The 14,990-nt window shown below is 67.0% G+C and carries 14 protein-coding genes; 2 read left to right on the top strand and 12 right to left on the bottom strand.

Annotated elements, in window-relative coordinates; genetic code table 11:
- Positions 1 to 95 precede the first annotated feature (95 nt).
- The 3 genes from HV793_RS18810 to HV793_RS18800 form a co-directional block, all read right to left on the bottom strand.
- Positions 96 to 1,280, bottom strand: coding sequence for a hypothetical protein (locus HV793_RS18810; RefSeq protein ID WP_244958668.1), 1,185 nt, complete (start codon positions 1,278 to 1,280; stop codon positions 96 to 98).
- 14 nt (positions 1,281 to 1,294) lie between these two features.
- Positions 1,295 to 2,023, bottom strand: coding sequence for a helix-turn-helix domain-containing protein (locus tag HV793_RS18805; protein WP_013394848.1), 729 nt, complete (start codon positions 2,021 to 2,023; stop codon positions 1,295 to 1,297).
- A gap of 97 nt (positions 2,024 to 2,120) precedes the next feature.
- Positions 2,121 to 2,555, bottom strand: coding sequence for a gamma-glutamylcyclotransferase family protein (locus tag HV793_RS18800; RefSeq protein WP_054452511.1), 435 nt, complete (start codon positions 2,553 to 2,555; stop codon positions 2,121 to 2,123).
- A gap of 137 nt (positions 2,556 to 2,692) precedes the next feature.
- Between HV793_RS18800 and clpB the strand changes: the two genes are divergently transcribed.
- Complete coding sequence (clpB, locus tag HV793_RS18795; RefSeq protein ID WP_054452508.1) at positions 2,693 to 5,299, top strand: ATP-dependent chaperone ClpB; 2,607 nt, start codon at positions 2,693 to 2,695, stop codon at positions 5,297 to 5,299.
- Between the two features lie 93 nt (positions 5,300 to 5,392).
- Here clpB and HV793_RS18790 read toward each other — a convergent pair whose 3' ends face one another.
- The 9 genes from HV793_RS18790 to HV793_RS18750 form a co-directional block, all read right to left on the bottom strand.
- On the bottom strand, positions 5,393 to 5,821 hold the full coding sequence (locus HV793_RS18790; RefSeq protein WP_175164159.1) for a DUF1641 domain-containing protein: 429 nt from the start codon (positions 5,819 to 5,821) through the stop codon (positions 5,393 to 5,395).
- A complete protein-coding gene (locus HV793_RS18785) occupies positions 5,818 to 7,008 on the bottom strand; it encodes an NAD(P)/FAD-dependent oxidoreductase (protein WP_119449280.1) in 1,191 nt (396 codons plus the stop codon). Before HV793_RS18785 ends, HV793_RS18790 begins: the two co-directional genes overlap by 4 nt.
- Positions 7,009 to 7,090: 82 nt before the next feature.
- Positions 7,091 to 7,462 carry a Rieske (2Fe-2S) protein gene (locus HV793_RS18780; protein ID WP_054452499.1) on the bottom strand — a complete coding sequence of 124 codons (372 nt, stop codon included), beginning with the start codon at positions 7,460 to 7,462 and terminating at the stop codon, positions 7,091 to 7,093.
- Positions 7,437 to 8,309 (bottom strand): intradiol ring-cleavage dioxygenase, encoded by an 873-nt coding sequence (locus HV793_RS18775; RefSeq protein WP_175164162.1) that lies wholly within the window; start codon positions 8,307 to 8,309, stop codon positions 7,437 to 7,439. Before HV793_RS18775 ends, HV793_RS18780 begins: the two co-directional genes overlap by 26 nt.
- 9 nt (positions 8,310 to 8,318) lie before the next feature.
- Positions 8,319 to 9,779, bottom strand: a complete 1,461-nt coding sequence (locus tag HV793_RS18770; protein WP_175213729.1) for an aldehyde dehydrogenase family protein — start codon at positions 9,777 to 9,779, stop codon at positions 8,319 to 8,321.
- 35 nt (positions 9,780 to 9,814) lie between these two features.
- Entirely contained in the window at positions 9,815 to 10,834 is a 1,020-nt protein-coding gene (locus HV793_RS18765; protein WP_054452490.1) for a hydroxyquinol 1,2-dioxygenase, read from the bottom strand.
- A 34-nt stretch (positions 10,835 to 10,868) separates the two neighbouring features.
- The gene (locus HV793_RS18760) at positions 10,869 to 11,363 is read right to left on the bottom strand and encodes a cupin domain-containing protein (protein ID WP_119449283.1); all 495 of its coding nucleotides are present in this window, start codon (positions 11,361 to 11,363) and stop codon (positions 10,869 to 10,871) included.
- 71 nt (positions 11,364 to 11,434) lie between these two features.
- Positions 11,435 to 12,403, bottom strand: coding sequence for a Bug family tripartite tricarboxylate transporter substrate binding protein (locus HV793_RS18755; protein WP_054452486.1), 969 nt, complete (start codon positions 12,401 to 12,403; stop codon positions 11,435 to 11,437).
- Positions 12,404 to 12,453: 50 nt separating this feature from the next.
- The gene (locus HV793_RS18750; protein ID WP_175213728.1) at positions 12,454 to 14,031 is read right to left on the bottom strand and encodes an alkaline phosphatase family protein; all 1,578 of its coding nucleotides are present in this window, start codon (positions 14,029 to 14,031) and stop codon (positions 12,454 to 12,456) included.
- A gap of 140 nt (positions 14,032 to 14,171) precedes the next feature.
- On the opposite strand from HV793_RS18750, the gene HV793_RS18745 reads away from it, so the two are divergent.
- The gene (locus HV793_RS18745; protein ID WP_156337347.1) at positions 14,172 to 14,990 is read left to right on the top strand and encodes an IclR family transcriptional regulator domain-containing protein; all 819 of its coding nucleotides are present in this window, start codon (positions 14,172 to 14,174) and stop codon (positions 14,988 to 14,990) included.

Below are 14,990 nucleotides of genomic sequence, written 5' to 3'. Positions count from 1 at the left end.
CATGCATTGCGTTATGTTGCGCCTGCGCGCGCGGAAATGCACGCGTATCAATACCGCTTCTTGTTCAGCTTTTTGTCAGGTCTGGCCGCGCCGGCTCACTTGCCGCGTGGCTTGATGACTTCGCAAGGCGCGGCGCCGTCCGCCGCCTGGGCCTCGTCGCCCAGCAGCGCCTGCGTGCCGCAGACCGAGCCGAACATGCCTTTGCTGTTGTGGCCGATACCGGCCACTTCGAAGGCGCGCCGGTGCAGCGTCACGGGTTTGGCGCCGCGGGAGGCCAGCACGTGTTCGTATTGTGCGTAGCCTGTGCCGCGGGCCAGCCGGGTCGCGCCCTGGGCTTCCGCGCCGCAGGTCTTGTCCAGCAGGCGGTCTTCGGGATTGTTGTCGGCGCCGCCCAGCAGATAGGTGACGTCGCGCGCGGCGTAGCGCACAAAGAGCTTGGATTCGTCGGTCTCGCGCGAGTACGCGGGCAGCTTGTCCGGGCCGTACTTGTACTGGTTGTAGGTGGGGCAGATGCCGCGCTCGTAGGGCGCATAGCCCTTGCCGTCGGCGCGGGGGCGCTCGTTGCTCAGGTACAGGTAGGACGAAGGATTGGCGACGACGTAGCGCAGCGCCAGCCCGTCGCGCCGCAGCGGGCCGTCGATGTTGTTCAGCACCGCGTAGCGTTGTACCAACTGCCCGCCGGCCGAGTGGCCGGCCAGCACGATGCCGGCCAGCGAGGCCAGGCGCTTGCGGTCGTCCAGGCTGCGCAGCAGGTCGTCCAGCACCTGGAACGAGCTGACGGGCGCGGGGCGTCCCGCGGCCTGCACGCTGTCTTCCCCGTCTTCCCAGCTGGCCTTGCGCCAGGCCGCCATGCCGCCGAAACCCGAATCGATGGAGCCCGAGAAGCGCGGCGCCAGGATCAGGGTGTCGCGGGCCCGCTCGGGGTTGTGCGCCAGCAGCGCGGCGACAGATTCGTAATAGCGGTCGGCGTCGCGCTTGACGCCGTGGATCACGACCACGACCTGCTTGATGTTGCGCAGGTCGTCCTTGGCCAGGTCGCGGTTGGCGTAGACCGGCATCTTGTAGCGGTGGCCGGGCTTGCCCAGTTCCACGGACTGCCAGCGCAAGGGCGCCGTGCGCTTGGGCGCGGGCGCGGTTTCGCTGTAGTCGTAAGGGTCGGGCAGGGGCGTCTGCGCGCGCGCGGCCAGCGGCGCGAGCGCCGCCAGGGCGAACAGCGCGGCCAGGCCGCGCATGCGGTCCGGCCGCGCTACAAGCAAGGGGAGGATGGGTGCGCGGCGCATGGCGCGGCGGAAATTCAGCAGCTCTCTTGGCCCAGCAACTGCTTGAGCGCGGGCAGGTCCAGGATGCGGACCTCGCGCTGGTTGATCTTGATGAGGCCGTCGCGCGCAAAGCGCGAGAACAGCCGGCTGACCGTTTCCAGGGTCAGGCCGAGGTAGTTGCCGATTTCCTCGCGGCTCATGCGCAGCACGAATTCGGTGGAGGAATAGCCCAGCGAAGCGTAGCGCTGCGACAAGTTCAGCAGGAACGCGGCCAGGCGCTGCTCGGAGCGCATGGAGCCCAGCGATGCCAGCATCTGGTGCGAGCGGTTGATTTCGCGGCTCATCAGGCGGCGGAATTGCTGCTGCAGCGAGGGCAGGTGGGCCGCGACCCGGTCGATGTCGGCCAGGCGGATGACGCAGACCTCGGAATCTTCCAGCGCCACGGCGGTCGAGACGTGCTTGCCGTCCAGCATGCCGTCCATGCCGACGATTTCGCCGGGCAGATGAAAGCCGGTGACCTGGATCTGGCCGGTCGCGTCTTCCAGCTGCGTCTTGAGGCTGCCGAAGCGCACGCTGTAGACCGCGTCCAGCGGGTGATTCAGCGAATAGAGCGGCTTGCCTTTTTCAAGGCGCACGCGTTCCCTGACCAGTTCGTCCAGCTTTTCCACTTCCGCGGCTGCCATGCCCACGGGCACGCATACATGCCCCAGCATGCATGTGGAGCAATGGGCGGCATCAGGGGCAACGGGGACCCGTTTTTGCATACGATGACCTCTATAGTGCCCATTGCGCGGACGGATGCCGGCATGGGTATAAAGCTTAAGACAAGCTGTATTGTAGTCCGTTGTTACTACGGGCGTCTTACGGGGCGTCCGATAGGGGGCGCGCAAGGCGGTAAGCGACCCAGTCGTCGGCGGCTATATCGACCGCCGCGCCGCGCAGGGCCGGGTCTATCGGGTAGTACTGGCAGCGCAGTTCCGGGGCTTGCGCGGGCGGTTCCAGGCGCGCCACGACCTCGCGCCGCACGAAGCAGCAGGGCTTGCCGGATTCGTACTCCTCGATCTCGTCCATCAGCGCCACCAGGGCGGGCTCCACCTGGAAAACGTCGCCGCGCACGCGCCGGCCGTCGTCCACCGGGATCAGGCCGGGCCAGTCGCCGAAGTCCACCAGGCGGCCCGGCACGCTGGCCGGACCGACATGGCGGGCCGCCGGCAGGCCGCGCCGGGCGGCGGCTTGAGCCAGGTCATTGATTTCGCCCGCGCGTAGGGTGCCGTAGACAAAAACGTATATGCTCATAGGTCAGGTTGTTGCTGCACGTCGAAAAAACCATGGCGCGGGCAGGGTGTTGAAATTCTCGCATCTGGCCGCATATTCAGGATATCGAGCCAGCCGGCACGTATCGGTCAGGCTCCCCAACAAGCCAAACGACCATTATGCGATTCGACAAACTGACTACCAAGTTCCAGCAAGCCCTGGCCGACGCTCAGAGTCTGGCCGCCCGCAACGACCATCCCTACATCGAGCCCATCCACGTGCTCTCCGCCTTGCTGTCGGATTCCGACAGCGGCGCGGGCAGCCTGCTGGCGCGCGCCGGCGTGGCCGTCAACCGGGTGCAGTCGGCCATCGACAGCGCCCTGAAGTCCCTGCCGCAGGTGCAGGGCGACGACAACGTCCAGGTCGGCCGCGACCTGCAGGCGGTGCTGACCCGCACCGACAAGGAAGCCGCGCGCCGTGGCGACACCTATATTGCCAGCGAACTGTTCCTGCTGGCGCTGGCGGACGACAAGGGCGACGCCGGCCGCATCCTGCGCGACGCGGGCCTGCAGAAAAAGGCCCTGGAGGCCGCGATCGACGCCGTGCGCGGCGGCGAGAACGTCTCCGGCGCGGAAGGCGAATCCAACCGCGAAGCCCTGTCCAAGTACACCATGGACCTGACCGAGCGCGCCCGCCAAGGCAAGCTCGACCCGGTGATCGGCCGCGACGACGAAATCCGCCGCACCATCCAGATCCTGCAGCGCCGCACCAAGAACAACCCCGTGCTGATCGGCGAACCCGGCGTGGGCAAGACCGCCATCGTCGAAGGCCTGGCGCAGCGCATCGTCAATGACGAAGTTCCCGAAACGCTGCGCGGCAAGCGTGTGCTGTCGCTGGATCTGGCCGCGCTGCTGGCCGGCGCGAAGTTCCGCGGCGAATTCGAAGAACGCCTGAAGGCCGTGCTGAAAGAGCTGTCGCTGGACGACGGCAGCAACATCGTCTTCATCGACGAACTCCACACCATGGTGGGCGCGGGCAAGGCCGAAGGCGCGATGGACGCGGGCAACATGCTCAAGCCCGCGCTGGCGCGCGGCGAGCTGCACTGCATCGGCGCGACCACGCTGGACGAATACCGCAAGTACATCGAGAAGGACGCGGCGCTGGAGCGTCGCTTCCAGAAGGTGCTGGTCGACGAGCCCGACGTGGAATCCACCATCGCCATCCTGCGCGGTCTGCAGGAGCGCTATGAAATCCACCACGGCGTCGAGATCACCGACCCGGCCATCGTGGCCGCGGCCGAGCTCTCGCACCGCTACATCACCGACCGCTTCCTGCCTGACAAGGCCATCGACCTGATCGACGAGGCCGGCGCGCGCATCCGCATGGAAATCGATTCCAAGCCGGAAGTGATGGACAAGCTGGACCGCCGCATCATCCAGCTCAAGATCGAGCGCGAAGCCGTCAAGAAGGAATCCGACGACGCTTCCAAGCGCCGCCTGGGCGTGATCGAGGACGAACTCGAAAAGCTGCAACGCGAGTACAACGACTTCGAGGAAATCTGGAAGGCCGAGAAAGCGGCGGTGCAGGGCACGCAGGCCATCAAGGAAGAAATCGACAGCGTGCGCGCCGAAATGGCGGAACTGCAGCGCAAGGGCCAGTTCGACAAGCTGGCCGAGCTGCAGTACGGCAAGCTGCCGGACCTGGAAGCGCGCCTGAAGGCGGCCGAAGTGGGCGCCGCGGAAGCGGCCGAGGAAGCCGAGGGCGGCGAAGGGCGTCCGCGCCTGTTGCGCACCCGCGTCGGCGCCGAGGAAATCGCCGAGGTCGTGTCGCGCGCCACCGGCATTCCGGTGTCCAAGATGATGCAGGGCGAACGCGAGAAGCTGCTGCACATGGAGGAATACCTGCATAAGCGCGTGGTGGGCCAGGACGAGGCCGTACGCCTGGTGTCCGACGCCATCCGGCGTTCGCGCGCCGGCCTGGCGGACCCGTCGCGCCCCTACGGCTCCTTCCTGTTCCTGGGCCCCACGGGCGTGGGCAAGACCGAGCTGACGCGTGCGCTGGCCGAGTTCCTGTTCGATTCCGAAGAGCACATGATCCGCATCGACATGAGCGAATTCATGGAGAAGCACTCGGTGGCCCGCCTGATCGGCGCGCCGCCGGGATACGTGGGCTACGAAGAAGGCGGCTACCTGACCGAAGCCGTGCGCCGCAAGCCGTACAGCGTGGTGCTGCTGGATGAAGTCGAAAAGGCCCATCCGGACGTCTTCAACGTGTTGCTGCAGGTGCTGGACGACGGCCGCCTGACCGACGGCCAGGGCCGCACGGTGGACTTCCGCAACACGGTGATCGTGATGACGTCCAACCTGGGTTCGCACCATATCCAGAGCCTGGCCGGCAAGCCTTACGAAGTGGTCAAGGAAGTGGTGTGGGACGAGCTCAAGCAGACCCTGCGCCCCGAATTCCTGAACCGTATCGACGAAGTGGTCGTGTTCCATGGCCTGGAAGCGCAGCACATCGAGTCGATCGCCCGCATCCAGCTGCGCCGCCTGGGCGAGCGCCTGGAAAAGCAGGAGATGCGCCTCGAAGTGAGCGAACCCGCGTTGGCGGAACTGGCCCGCTCCGGCTTCGATCCGGTGTTCGGCGCGCGCCCCTTGAAGCGCGCGATCCAGCAGCAGATCGAAAACCCGGTGGCGCGCCTGATCCTGGAAGGCCGCTTCGGCCCGCGCGACGTGGTGCCGGTGGACTGGCAGGACGGGCAGTTCGTCTTTACGCGGACCTTGCAGTAAACGGGTCCGGCGCGGCGAGATCCCGGCCGCGCATGAAAACAACCCCCGGAAGCTGGACTGACATCCAGTTTCCGGGGGTTTTTACATGCGTCTTCAGCTTGCGTCGGCGTAGTCCTTGCGTTGCGCCGCCATCTGCCTGCCCAGCGTCTGCAGCGCCCGCAGCACCACGGCCATGCCGCGGCGGGTGTCCTCATCGCGCATCAGGCCGATGAGGCCGGTCAGGCTCGGAGGACGCGCTTCCTGCAATGTGCGCGTGTGGGCATCGCGCAGCGTATTGGCGGCGGTCCAGGCGGCGCTGCTGGCCTGTTCCGACAGCAGCGCCAGCTTTTCCACCATGGACTGATCCAGCAGATCCACCAGATCGGACGCCAGCGACAGCAGGTCGGCGATATTGTCCAGCCGTCCCGCTTCGGCCAGCAGGCCCAGCCTGTCGGCCAGCGCGCGTGCGCCCGGCCCGCCGCCCAGGAACGGAGCGGCCGCGTCGGCGGCCTGCGTGGCGCTTGCTTCGTGCGGCGCGTTCATAGCATTCCCCTTGCGACGGCCCAGTACAGGCCGCGGTTGAACCCGTGGCGCAGCAGGCCGCCGAGTTTGGTGGGCGGCGTGGGCAGCACGTCATGGGTGTAGTCGTACCAGAGCGGCATGCCGGCGTTCAGCCCCATCTGGGCCACCGCCTGCACCCGGCCGTCATAGGCGCTGCACGGTTGGCCCAGCCGGATCTCGCCGGCGATGTTGTTGGCGATGACCGGCGCCTGGTTATGGCAGGAGCCGCCCGCCTTGCTGACCGGCAGGTCGACGGTGTCGCCGATGACGTAGACATTCTGCAGCCCGTAGACCTGCAGCGTCTCGTGGTCGGTCGGCAGCCAGCCTTCGTTGTTTTCGGCTTGCGACACGCCGGACTCCAGCACGACATCCACCGCGCGTATCGGCGGCGTGGCCATGAGGATGTCGAAGGGCTGTTCGCCGCCTTCCTCCGAGTAGGCGATGCGCCGGTCGGGATCGACCCGCGACAAGGTGAAGCCGCGTTGAAACTGTATGCCCTTCTGCTCGAAGATGGCGGGTAGCACTTCGCAGGTTGGCCGCTGCAGGAACAGGCAATTGCGAAGCAGCTGCGAGGTGGTGGGGTAGGTGTAGATGATCTCCACCTTGTCGCGCACGCCGCGCCGCCGCAGGTAGTCGTCCAGCATCAGCGTGGTTTCGATCGGCGCGATGCCGCACTGGTGCGGGACGTTGGGCGTCTTGGGGAAGGTGACGCTGATGAATACCCGCCCGCGCTCGATGCGCGACAGGCGGTCCGCCAACTGCCTGGCGGGCGCGTATTGGTAGAAGTGGTCTCCGGCCTCCTTCAGGCCTTCGATGCGTTCGGGCGAGGGTACGCAGCCGGTGGCGATGACCAGATAGTCATAGCCGTAGCGCTTGCCGCCCTGCGTGGCGACCTCTTGGCGGTCGAAGTGGAACCGCGTGACCTTGTCGACGCGGAATTCGATCTCGGGGCGAAGCAGGGAACGTTCCGGCCGTTTCAGTTCCTCTTGGAAGAAGAGGTTGAAGGCCACGTACATGAACGCCGGTTTGTAGTAGTGATCCGGCGTGTCCGACAGCAGCGTGATGGAGACTTCACCGCGGCTGATTTCGGGGTACAGCTTTCCGGCGAGCTGATTGGCGAGCATGGTGCCGCCTACGCCGCCGCCTACGACAACAATACGCTTGTTCATAAACCACCTCTTATGGAGAGATTCTGAGGGCAAGTGCAATGCGTCTGTGTGTGTAACAACTGTTGTCGGCGGCGTCAACCTTTCAATCGATTTTCAGATTCGAATCGGCCGCGTAGACGCGTCCCGCGTCCACGCGCAGCGGTTGCGGATCGAGCGCCGCGCCCTGGCAGGGGCCTTCGATGCACAGCCCGTCCTCGAAGCGGAACAGGGCCGAATGATGCGCGCACATCAATACCTGGGCTTCGTAGGTCAGGACCGCGCCGTCGGCCGCGTTGAGCGTCACCGAGAAGTGGGGGCAGCGGTTGACGTAGCCCCAGACCGTCTGGCCCCGCCGCAGCAAGACCACCGGCTGCGCGCCCATCTCCGCCGTCAGCGAGCCGCCATCCGGAATGTCTTCGACCCGGCACAGCGCCGCCCCGGCGGCGTGCTCAAGCGCGGGGCAGCACGAAGTCATAACGTCCCTCGTGGAAGTCCGACCCGAAGCCGTAGCGCTTGCCCAGCGCGGAATCCGCAGCTTGCGGGCGGTATTGCAGCACCAGCGAGGGCTTCACGCCGAACACCGCGTCCGACGCGAGATACGGATCGCCGGCGTTGAACAGATGGGTTACCAGCCGCTGGTGCCCAGGCGCATCGATCATGAAGTGCAGATGCGCCGGCCGGAAGATGTGCCGGCCGGTCGCCGCCATCATGCGGCCGACGGGACCGTCGCCCGGGATCGGATAGGACACCGGCAGGATGGTGCGGATCGCGAAACTGCCGTCTTCGCCGCTGCGGTAGCGGCCGCGCAGATTGCCCTGCGGCTGGTCCAGGTCCTGGCCCGAATACATGCCGTTGGCGGCCGTCTGCCACACGTCGAGCACGGCGCCGGCCAGCGGCCGGCCTTCGGTGTCGCGCACATGACCATGCACCAGCGCGGGCTCGCCTGGCGTCTGCGCCATGTCCTCGCCCGCCGCGCGCTCGGGCATGCCGGCCATGTAGAAGGGGCCGAACACCGTGCTCTCGGTGGCCTGGCCCGGCTTGCGGTGGTTGATGGCGTCCACCAGCATCGATACGCCCAGCGTGTCGGACAGCAGGATGAATTCCTGCCGCACCGCGCCGTCACAGATCTGGCCGGTCTCGGTCAGGAACCGGATCGCGGCCATCCATTCGGCCTCGGTGGGCTCGACGTCGGCAACGAAGGCGTGCAGATGCCGCACCAGGGACTGCATCAGCTGACGCAGCCTGGGATCCGGCGTCTGGGCAAAGGCGGCGGCGACCGTGTCGGTCAGGGCGGTTTCGGCGTTCGGCATGGCAGGGTTCATGGCGGCTCCTCAGCGCTTGAAATGCGGCGGCACGGCGGCGTCCACATTGACCCACACGGACCTTGCCTCAGTGTAGTCATGCATGGCCTCGAAGCCCATTTCGCGTCCGTAGCCGGACTGGCCCACGCCGCCGAACGGACTGCCGGGATTGACCCGCTTGTAGCAGTTGATCCAGCACATGCCGGCGTGGATGGCGCCTGCCATTTTGTGGGCGCGGGCCAGGTCGCGCGTCCACAGGCCGCTGCCCAGGCCATAATCGGTGGCGTTGGCGATGGCCAGCGCTTCCTCGTCGCTGCCAAAGCGCAGCACGGTGACGAAAGGGCCGAAGACTTCTTCCTGCGCGACGCGGTCCTGGGGCTGGGCTTCGACGATGGTGGGCGCGACGTAGTAGCCGCGGGCCAGTTCGCCGCCGGGCGCCTGGCCGCCGGCCAGCAGGCGCGCGCCCTGTTCGGCGGCAATGCCCACGTAGGACAGGACCTTGTCGCGATGCTGCGCCGAGGTCAGCGGACCCATTTCGGTATCGGGCGAACGCGGGTCGCCCAGGCGGATGGAATTCGCCAGCGCCGTGAAGCGCTCCAGAAAGGCATCGGCGATCTTGTCGTGCAGCATCAGGCGCGAACCTGCGATGCAGGCCTGGCCCTGGTTGTGGAAGATGGCCCAGGCCGCGCCGTTGATGGCGGCGTCGAGGTTGGCGTCGTCGAACACGATATTGGCGCCCTTGCCGCCGAGTTCCAGCTGTACCCGCTTGAGGTTGCCCTGGGACGCCTGCACGATGCGGCGGCCGGTGGCAGTCGACCCCGTGAAGGCGATCTTGCCCACGCCGGGATGCTCGGCCAGGCGTTGGCCTGCGGTGTGGCCGTAGCCGGGGACCATGTTGACCACGCCTTCGGGAAAGCCCGCCTGGGCCATCAGTTCTGCGATGCGCAGGGTCGACAGCGGGGTGAGTTCGGACGGCTTGAGCACCACCGTATTGCCAGCGGCCAGCGCCGGGCCCAGCTTCCAGCTGGTGAACATCAGCGGGAAGTTCCACGGCACGATCTGGCCGACCACGCCGATGGGCGCGCGCTGCACGTAGTTGAGGAAGCCCGCTTCCACCGGAATGACGCTGCCTTGCAGTTTGTCGGCCATGCCTCCGAAGTAACGGAAGCAGCCGGCGGTGCGCGGCACGTCCAGGCCGCGCGTGTCGCGTATCGGATGGCCGGTGTCCAGCGTTTCCAGCTGCGCCAGTTCTTCCGCGTTGGCTTCGATCAGGTCGGCCAGCTTGAGCAGCAGGCGCCCGCGTTCGGCCGCCGCCATGCGCGACCAGGCGGGAAAGGCGCGTTGCGCGGCCGCGACCGCGCGGTCCACGTCTTCGGCTTCGGCCGCGGCGATGGCAGTGATGAGGGTTCCGTCGTGCGGGTTGAGCACGTCTATCGTGCCGCCGGCGGCTGCGTCCACGAAACGGCCGTCGATAAAGAGTTTGTTCTGCATGGCTCTGGATACGTGATGGGTGGAAGGAGGCGGATTCAGAACTCGACGGGGTAGGGCGCGAGTTCGCCGCTTTCGTAGCGCTGGGGCAGATCGGGGGTGGCGTTCTCCCAGACCAGCAGCATCGAGCGCTTGGTCGAATAACCCTGATGGCGGATGTCGGCGGGCATGGCGCAGATGTCTCCTGCGCGCATGGTGACGCGGGCGCGTGGCGCGCCGGTGTCCTTGTCGCCGATGTCCCAGACGATTTCGTCGGACAGTTGCAGGAACCATTCGACGCGGTCATTGCCATGGAACACCGGCAGGATGAACTCCTCGGTGGTGGGGCAGAACAGGCTGGCGCCGCAGACGGAGGTGACAGAGGGGTTCCAGGTCACGTCCGAGCGCGACAGGTACTTGAACAGGCTGAACGCGTGCAGCGCACCCTCGTAGCCCGGTTCGGCCTGGATCTGCGGCTCATCCTGGGTCACGTCGGCGAAGGCGCGGTTGACCGGCAGGTCGTCGCGCAGCGGCGAGTCTTCCGGCAGGCCGGGCATGCGGCGCGTGGCGATGCGCGAACGCTCGATGGCGGCGATGTTGTCGCCGTGCTTGCGGCCGAAGGCGGAGCCGGTTTCCTCGGGCGCGGCGAACGGATCGAAGCCTTCGTTGGTCCAGTCGTGCAGCATGGCCTTGAAGGTGGCCATGATGAGCGGCGTGTCGAAGGTTTCCGTGTAGTCCACGCCCGCGGCCTTCATGACGCCGTTGAACGAGCCGGCGTAGACGTCCACCTTGCCGTAGTGGTTGCGCGTGCCGAACACGTGGTCGAAGTTGACCCAGCCGTAGAAGAAGCCCCAGGCCACGTCGCGCATCAGCGCGCGCAGGAAAGCGTCGGCCGCGATGGCGTGGGTGCGCGTCTGGCCCTTGGAAGGCCAGTGCACCTTGACGAAGTATTCGTCACGGGTGAAGGTGAACGCGCCGAGATCGAAGCGCTTGTAGCCGGTGACGGCGTCGGCGGGCCCAGCCACGACTTTGCCGGCGGCGAAGGAAGAGGCGGGAGCGGGGGTGTCCAGCATGGCCATATCGGTACTCCAGAAAAGGAAAAAGGGGGGCGGCTTACTGCAGGCAGATGTCCGCCCACTTCTCGACGGACAATTCGCCGGCGCGGGTCTGGATCAGCAGCACGCCCGGATACGGTGCGGTGAAGCGGTAGGCGCAGCCGGCGGGCAATAGGCATTGGTGTCCGCGGCCCAGCAGCACGCGGCCCATGGGCTTGCCGGCGGGTGCCGTCCCCGCCAGCACCGTGCCGTCAGCGGCGGGGGGCGGCTGGTCCAGCGCCAGGAATTCGACCTGGGCCTGGCCGTCCATCAGGATCGCGAACTCGTCGTGGCTGCAGGCGTACCAAGGCGATACGCCTTCGGCGCGCAGCGTTTCGATGACGTATTCCAGGTTCTTGCCGACGACGACCTTTTCGTAGGGCGCCGAGTTCGCGGCCACCTCGAAAATGTTGGAAAAGACGTAATGGCGCGGCGAGCCTTGCGTGATCTCGATCGAGCCCTTGCGGTAATCCTTGAGCGAGCCGAAGACGGTGGTCGGTGTTGCGGTGTTCATGGTGCCTCCTGTGTCGGGTACTGCTGCCCGCGCGGCGGAAAGGGCGCGGACGGGGGAAAGGGGCGGGCGTCTCAGTCCACCTTGAGATTGATCTTGCGGATGACGCCGGTCCATTTGGCGGCGTCCTCGCGCAAGCGCAGCGCAGTGGCGTCGGGCGATTCGGGCTGCGGATCGAGGTCGTTGCCTTGCAGCTTCTGCTTCACCTCCGGAAGCGCCAGGGCGCGCGCCACCTCCGTATTCATGCGTTGCACGATGGCGGCCGGCGTGCCTTTGGGCGCGAACAGCATTTCGCGGAAGGTGGCGTCGTAGCCGGCCACGCCGGCCTGCTGCATGGTCGGCACGTCCGGCGCCTGGACCGAGCGCGCGCTGCCCGACACCGCCAGCCCGTAGAGCTTGCCGGCCGCAACGTAGGGCGCGACCACCGGCGAGGCCAGATAACCGCAGGGCACCTGGCCGGCCAGCACGTCCTGCGTGGCGGGCGACGGCCCCTTGTAGGGGACATGCAGGATGTCCAGGCCGGCGCCCGACAGATAGAGCTCCATCGCCAGATGGCCAGGCACGCCCTGGCCGCCGGAGGCATAGCTGAGGGCGCCGGGCGTCTTCTTGGCTTGCGCGTCCAGCTGCGCCAGCGTGCGCAGGCCCGAGGCGGCCGAGCACACCAGCATCTGGTTGAAGTTCGCCAGCGCGACCACCGGCGTCAGGTCGTCGGCCTTGAAATTCAGCTTGCGGTAGATGGCGGGGTTGATGGTGACGACGGTGTCGGGCGCTTCGAGGAAGGTGTAGCCGTCGGCAGGCGCACGGACCACCGCTTCGGCGCCGATGTTGCCGCCCGCGCCGGGGCGGTTCTCGACGATGACCGGCTGCTTGAGCGACTGCCCCACGGCGTCGGCCACGATGCGCGCGGCGGTGTCGCCCGGCGATCCCGCGGGGAAGGCGACCACGATGCGGATGGCGCGCGTGGGCCACTCCTCCTGCGCCTGGACGTGCGACGCCGTGCTGGCGGCCATACAGGCTGCCAGCGCAAGTAATTGCGATTTCATGCTGTCTCCTGAGTTTATTTTTTCAGGCGCCCTGGTCCGGGCGCGCTGCGCTACCACCTGCCGATATGGATGCCGACCGAGTCCTCCTTGCGTGTCCATCCCGTCATGGCGGCGTGGCTGACGGTGGGGTGGATCCTGCGGTTGCGCAGCCAGTCGAACAGCATGGCCTGGTAGCGTTCCCGCACGGACGCGTGCGCGGGATCCGCGCCCAGGTCGTCGTACTCGTCCGGGTCGGCGCGCAAATCGAACAGCTGCGGACGCAGGCCTTCGAAATGGACGTACTTCCAATCGTGGTCGCGCACCATGATGGTGTGGCAGCCGTCGGCGGGACGGCCCAGCGGTTCGCGCACGAAGTCGCGGAACGCGTAGTTGTTTTCCGAGAACACGGCGCGGCGCCAGTCGGAGGGTTCCTCGCCGCGCAGCAGCGGCAGCAGGGAACGGCCTTCGAGGATGTGGTCGGGGATCTCGGCGCCCAGCGCGTCCAGGATGGTGGGCACCAGGTCGATCGCTTCCACCAGCCGCGATTCCACCGCGCCGCGGCGCGCGCCGTCGCCGGGCAGGCGCACGATCAGCGGCACCTTGGCCACGCAATCGTGAAACAGTTCCTTCTCGCCCAGGTAGTGGTCGCCCAGGTAGTCGCCATGGTCGCTGCAGAAGATGACCATGGTGTCCTGGTCGCGGCCGCTGCGCCGCAGGTAGTCGAATAGCACGCCCAATTGGTCGTCGACCTGCTTGATGAGGCCCATGTAGGTGGGTATCACGGTCTCGCGCACCTGGTCGCAGGAAAAGTTCCTGCTGACCTCGGCCTGGCGAAAGCCCTGCAGCACGGGATGCGCGTTTTCGAGTTCGCGCGCCGCGCGTTTGGCGGGTTGCATGTCGTCGGCCGAGTACATGGCGTGGTACGGCGCGGGTGCGACATAGGGCCAGTGCGGCTTGATGTAGGACAGATGCAGCACCCAGGGCTGCTCGCCGCTTTGCTCCATGAATTCGATCGCGCGCCGCGTCATGTAGGGCGTTTCGGAGTCGGCTTGCGCGACGCGCGCCGGCAGGCCGGCATAGCGCATGTTCCAGCCGGACAGGATCTCGCCGTTGGCGCCCAGCGCCGAGTTGGCGTGGTCGTGCCAGGGATTGGCGCCGTCGTAGCCTTGCTTGCGCAGGTATTGCGTGTAGTGGTGCGATTCGTCGCTGAAGCCCGGCGGCCAGATGCCGTCGTCGCGGTCGTAGGGCTCGAAGCCGCCTTGCGCGGCCAGCAGGCCGCTGGCGCTTGCCGGATCTATGCCCAGGCGCCGCATGCCGGACCTGTCGGCCTCCACGTGGGTCTTGCCCGCCACCGCCACGCGCACGCCCAGGGGGCGCAGGTAGTCGCCCAGCGTCATTTCGCTGACAGGCATGGGGACGAAGTTCCACACCGCACCGTGGCTGGTGACATAGCGGCCGGTGTAATAGGACATGCGCGACGGCCCGCAGACCGGGCCCTGCACGAAGGCATTGTCGAAACGCATGCCTTCGGCGGCCAGACGATCGATATTGGGGGTGCGCAGGCGCGGGTGCCCATAGCAGGACAGGTAGTCCCAGCGCAGTTGGTCGCACATGATCCAGAGCACATTGCGTACAGCCTGTCCGCTCATTCCCGCCTCTCTTCCCGTTCCGCCAGCCACCGCGGCTTGCGTTAGACGCCACGATATTTCGCGGGGGGTGGGCGGCTCAAGCAGGTTTTGCTAGAGTTTCACTGAGTGAAATTTCCAGTTGTGCTGAAAGAGGGGGCGCAATGAGCCGTTGGACGCCGAAGGTAAAGACTATAGACGCGCTGGAGCGCGGCCTGATCGTGCTGGACGAGGTGCGCGCCACGCAGGGCGCAAGCCTGCAGGAGCTGCATGTGCGCACCGGCTACGCCAAGGCCACGCTGCTGCGCATCCTGGCGACGCTGCAACTGCGCGGACTGATCTGGCGGCGGATCGCGGACGACTATTTTTGCCCCGCCAGCTCGCTCAACGAGCCTAGCCGGCGCGCGCGCGTGCTGGATCTGCTGGGCCAGTGCGCGGCGCCGGAGCTGGACCGGCTGCAGGCGCAGGTGCTGTGGCCGTCGGACCTGACGGTGCGCCGCGGCACCGCCATGATCGTGCGCGAAACCAACCGCAGCCAGTCGTACTTCACCATCCGCCGCGACAACATCGGCTTCCAGATCAACATGCTGCGCTCCGCAGTGGGGCGCGCGTATCTGGCGTTCTGCGCCGACAAAGAGCGCGATTCGATCCTGGCCGCGCTGCGCCGCAGCCGCCGCGAGGGCGACGCGCTGGCCCACGATTGCGCCGCCGTGGAGAAAATGCTGGAGCAGACACGCCGCCAAGGCTACGGCCTGCGCGAGCAGCGCTTTGGCGGCGACTACGACAAGACCCGCAAGGACCAGAACGACAGGCTGGAGGCCATCGCCCTGCCTATCCTGGCCGCGCCGGGGCGGCTCTACGGCTGCGTCAACATCGTGTGGATCCAGGGCGTACGCACGGCCGAGCAGATGGTGGAGCAGTGCCTGGAGCCGCTGTGCCGCACGGCGCGGGCCATCTCCGCCGGGATGAACCGGCGCGATTGA

The sequence above is a fragment of the Achromobacter aegrifaciens genome (assembly GCF_902859965.1).
Taxonomy (GTDB): domain Bacteria; phylum Pseudomonadota; class Gammaproteobacteria; order Burkholderiales; family Burkholderiaceae_B; genus Achromobacter; species Achromobacter aegrifaciens.
The sequence above is the reverse complement of the archived record's forward strand: the minus strand, read 5'-3'. Positions and strand labels throughout refer to the sequence as shown.

Coding starts and splice junctions, on each gene's coding strand:
- HV793_RS18780 (WP_054452499.1), bottom strand. CDS start 7,462: ATGACTTCGTGCTGCCCCGCGCTTGAGCACGCCGCCGGGGCGGCGCTG.
- HV793_RS18800 (WP_054452511.1), bottom strand. CDS start 2,555: ATGAGCATATACGTTTTTGTCTACGGCACCCTACGCGCGGGCGAAATC.
- HV793_RS18810 (WP_244958668.1), bottom strand. CDS start 1,280: ATGCGCCGCGCACCCATCCTCCCCTTGCTTGTAGCGCGGCCGGACCGC.
- HV793_RS18765 (WP_054452490.1), bottom strand. CDS start 10,834: ATGGCCATGCTGGACACCCCCGCTCCCGCCTCTTCCTTCGCCGCCGGC.
- HV793_RS18760 (WP_119449283.1), bottom strand. CDS start 11,363: ATGAACACCGCAACACCGACCACCGTCTTCGGCTCGCTCAAGGATTAC.
- HV793_RS18775 (WP_175164162.1), bottom strand. CDS start 8,309: ATGAACCCTGCCATGCCGAACGCCGAAACCGCCCTGACCGACACGGTC.
- HV793_RS18770 (WP_175213729.1), bottom strand. CDS start 9,779: ATGCAGAACAAACTCTTTATCGACGGCCGTTTCGTGGACGCAGCCGCC.
- HV793_RS18750 (WP_175213728.1), bottom strand. CDS start 14,031: ATGAGCGGACAGGCTGTACGCAATGTGCTCTGGATCATGTGCGACCAA.
- HV793_RS18745 (WP_156337347.1), top strand. CDS start 14,172: ATGAGCCGTTGGACGCCGAAGGTAAAGACTATAGACGCGCTGGAGCGC.
- HV793_RS18805 (WP_013394848.1), bottom strand. CDS start 2,023: ATGCAAAAACGGGTCCCCGTTGCCCCTGATGCCGCCCATTGCTCCACA.
- clpB (WP_054452508.1), top strand. CDS start 2,693: ATGCGATTCGACAAACTGACTACCAAGTTCCAGCAAGCCCTGGCCGAC.
- HV793_RS18785 (WP_119449280.1), bottom strand. CDS start 7,008: ATGAACAAGCGTATTGTTGTCGTAGGCGGCGGCGTAGGCGGCACCATG.
- HV793_RS18755 (WP_054452486.1), bottom strand. CDS start 12,403: ATGAAATCGCAATTACTTGCGCTGGCAGCCTGTATGGCCGCCAGCACG.
- HV793_RS18790 (WP_175164159.1), bottom strand. CDS start 5,821: ATGAACGCGCCGCACGAAGCAAGCGCCACGCAGGCCGCCGACGCGGCC.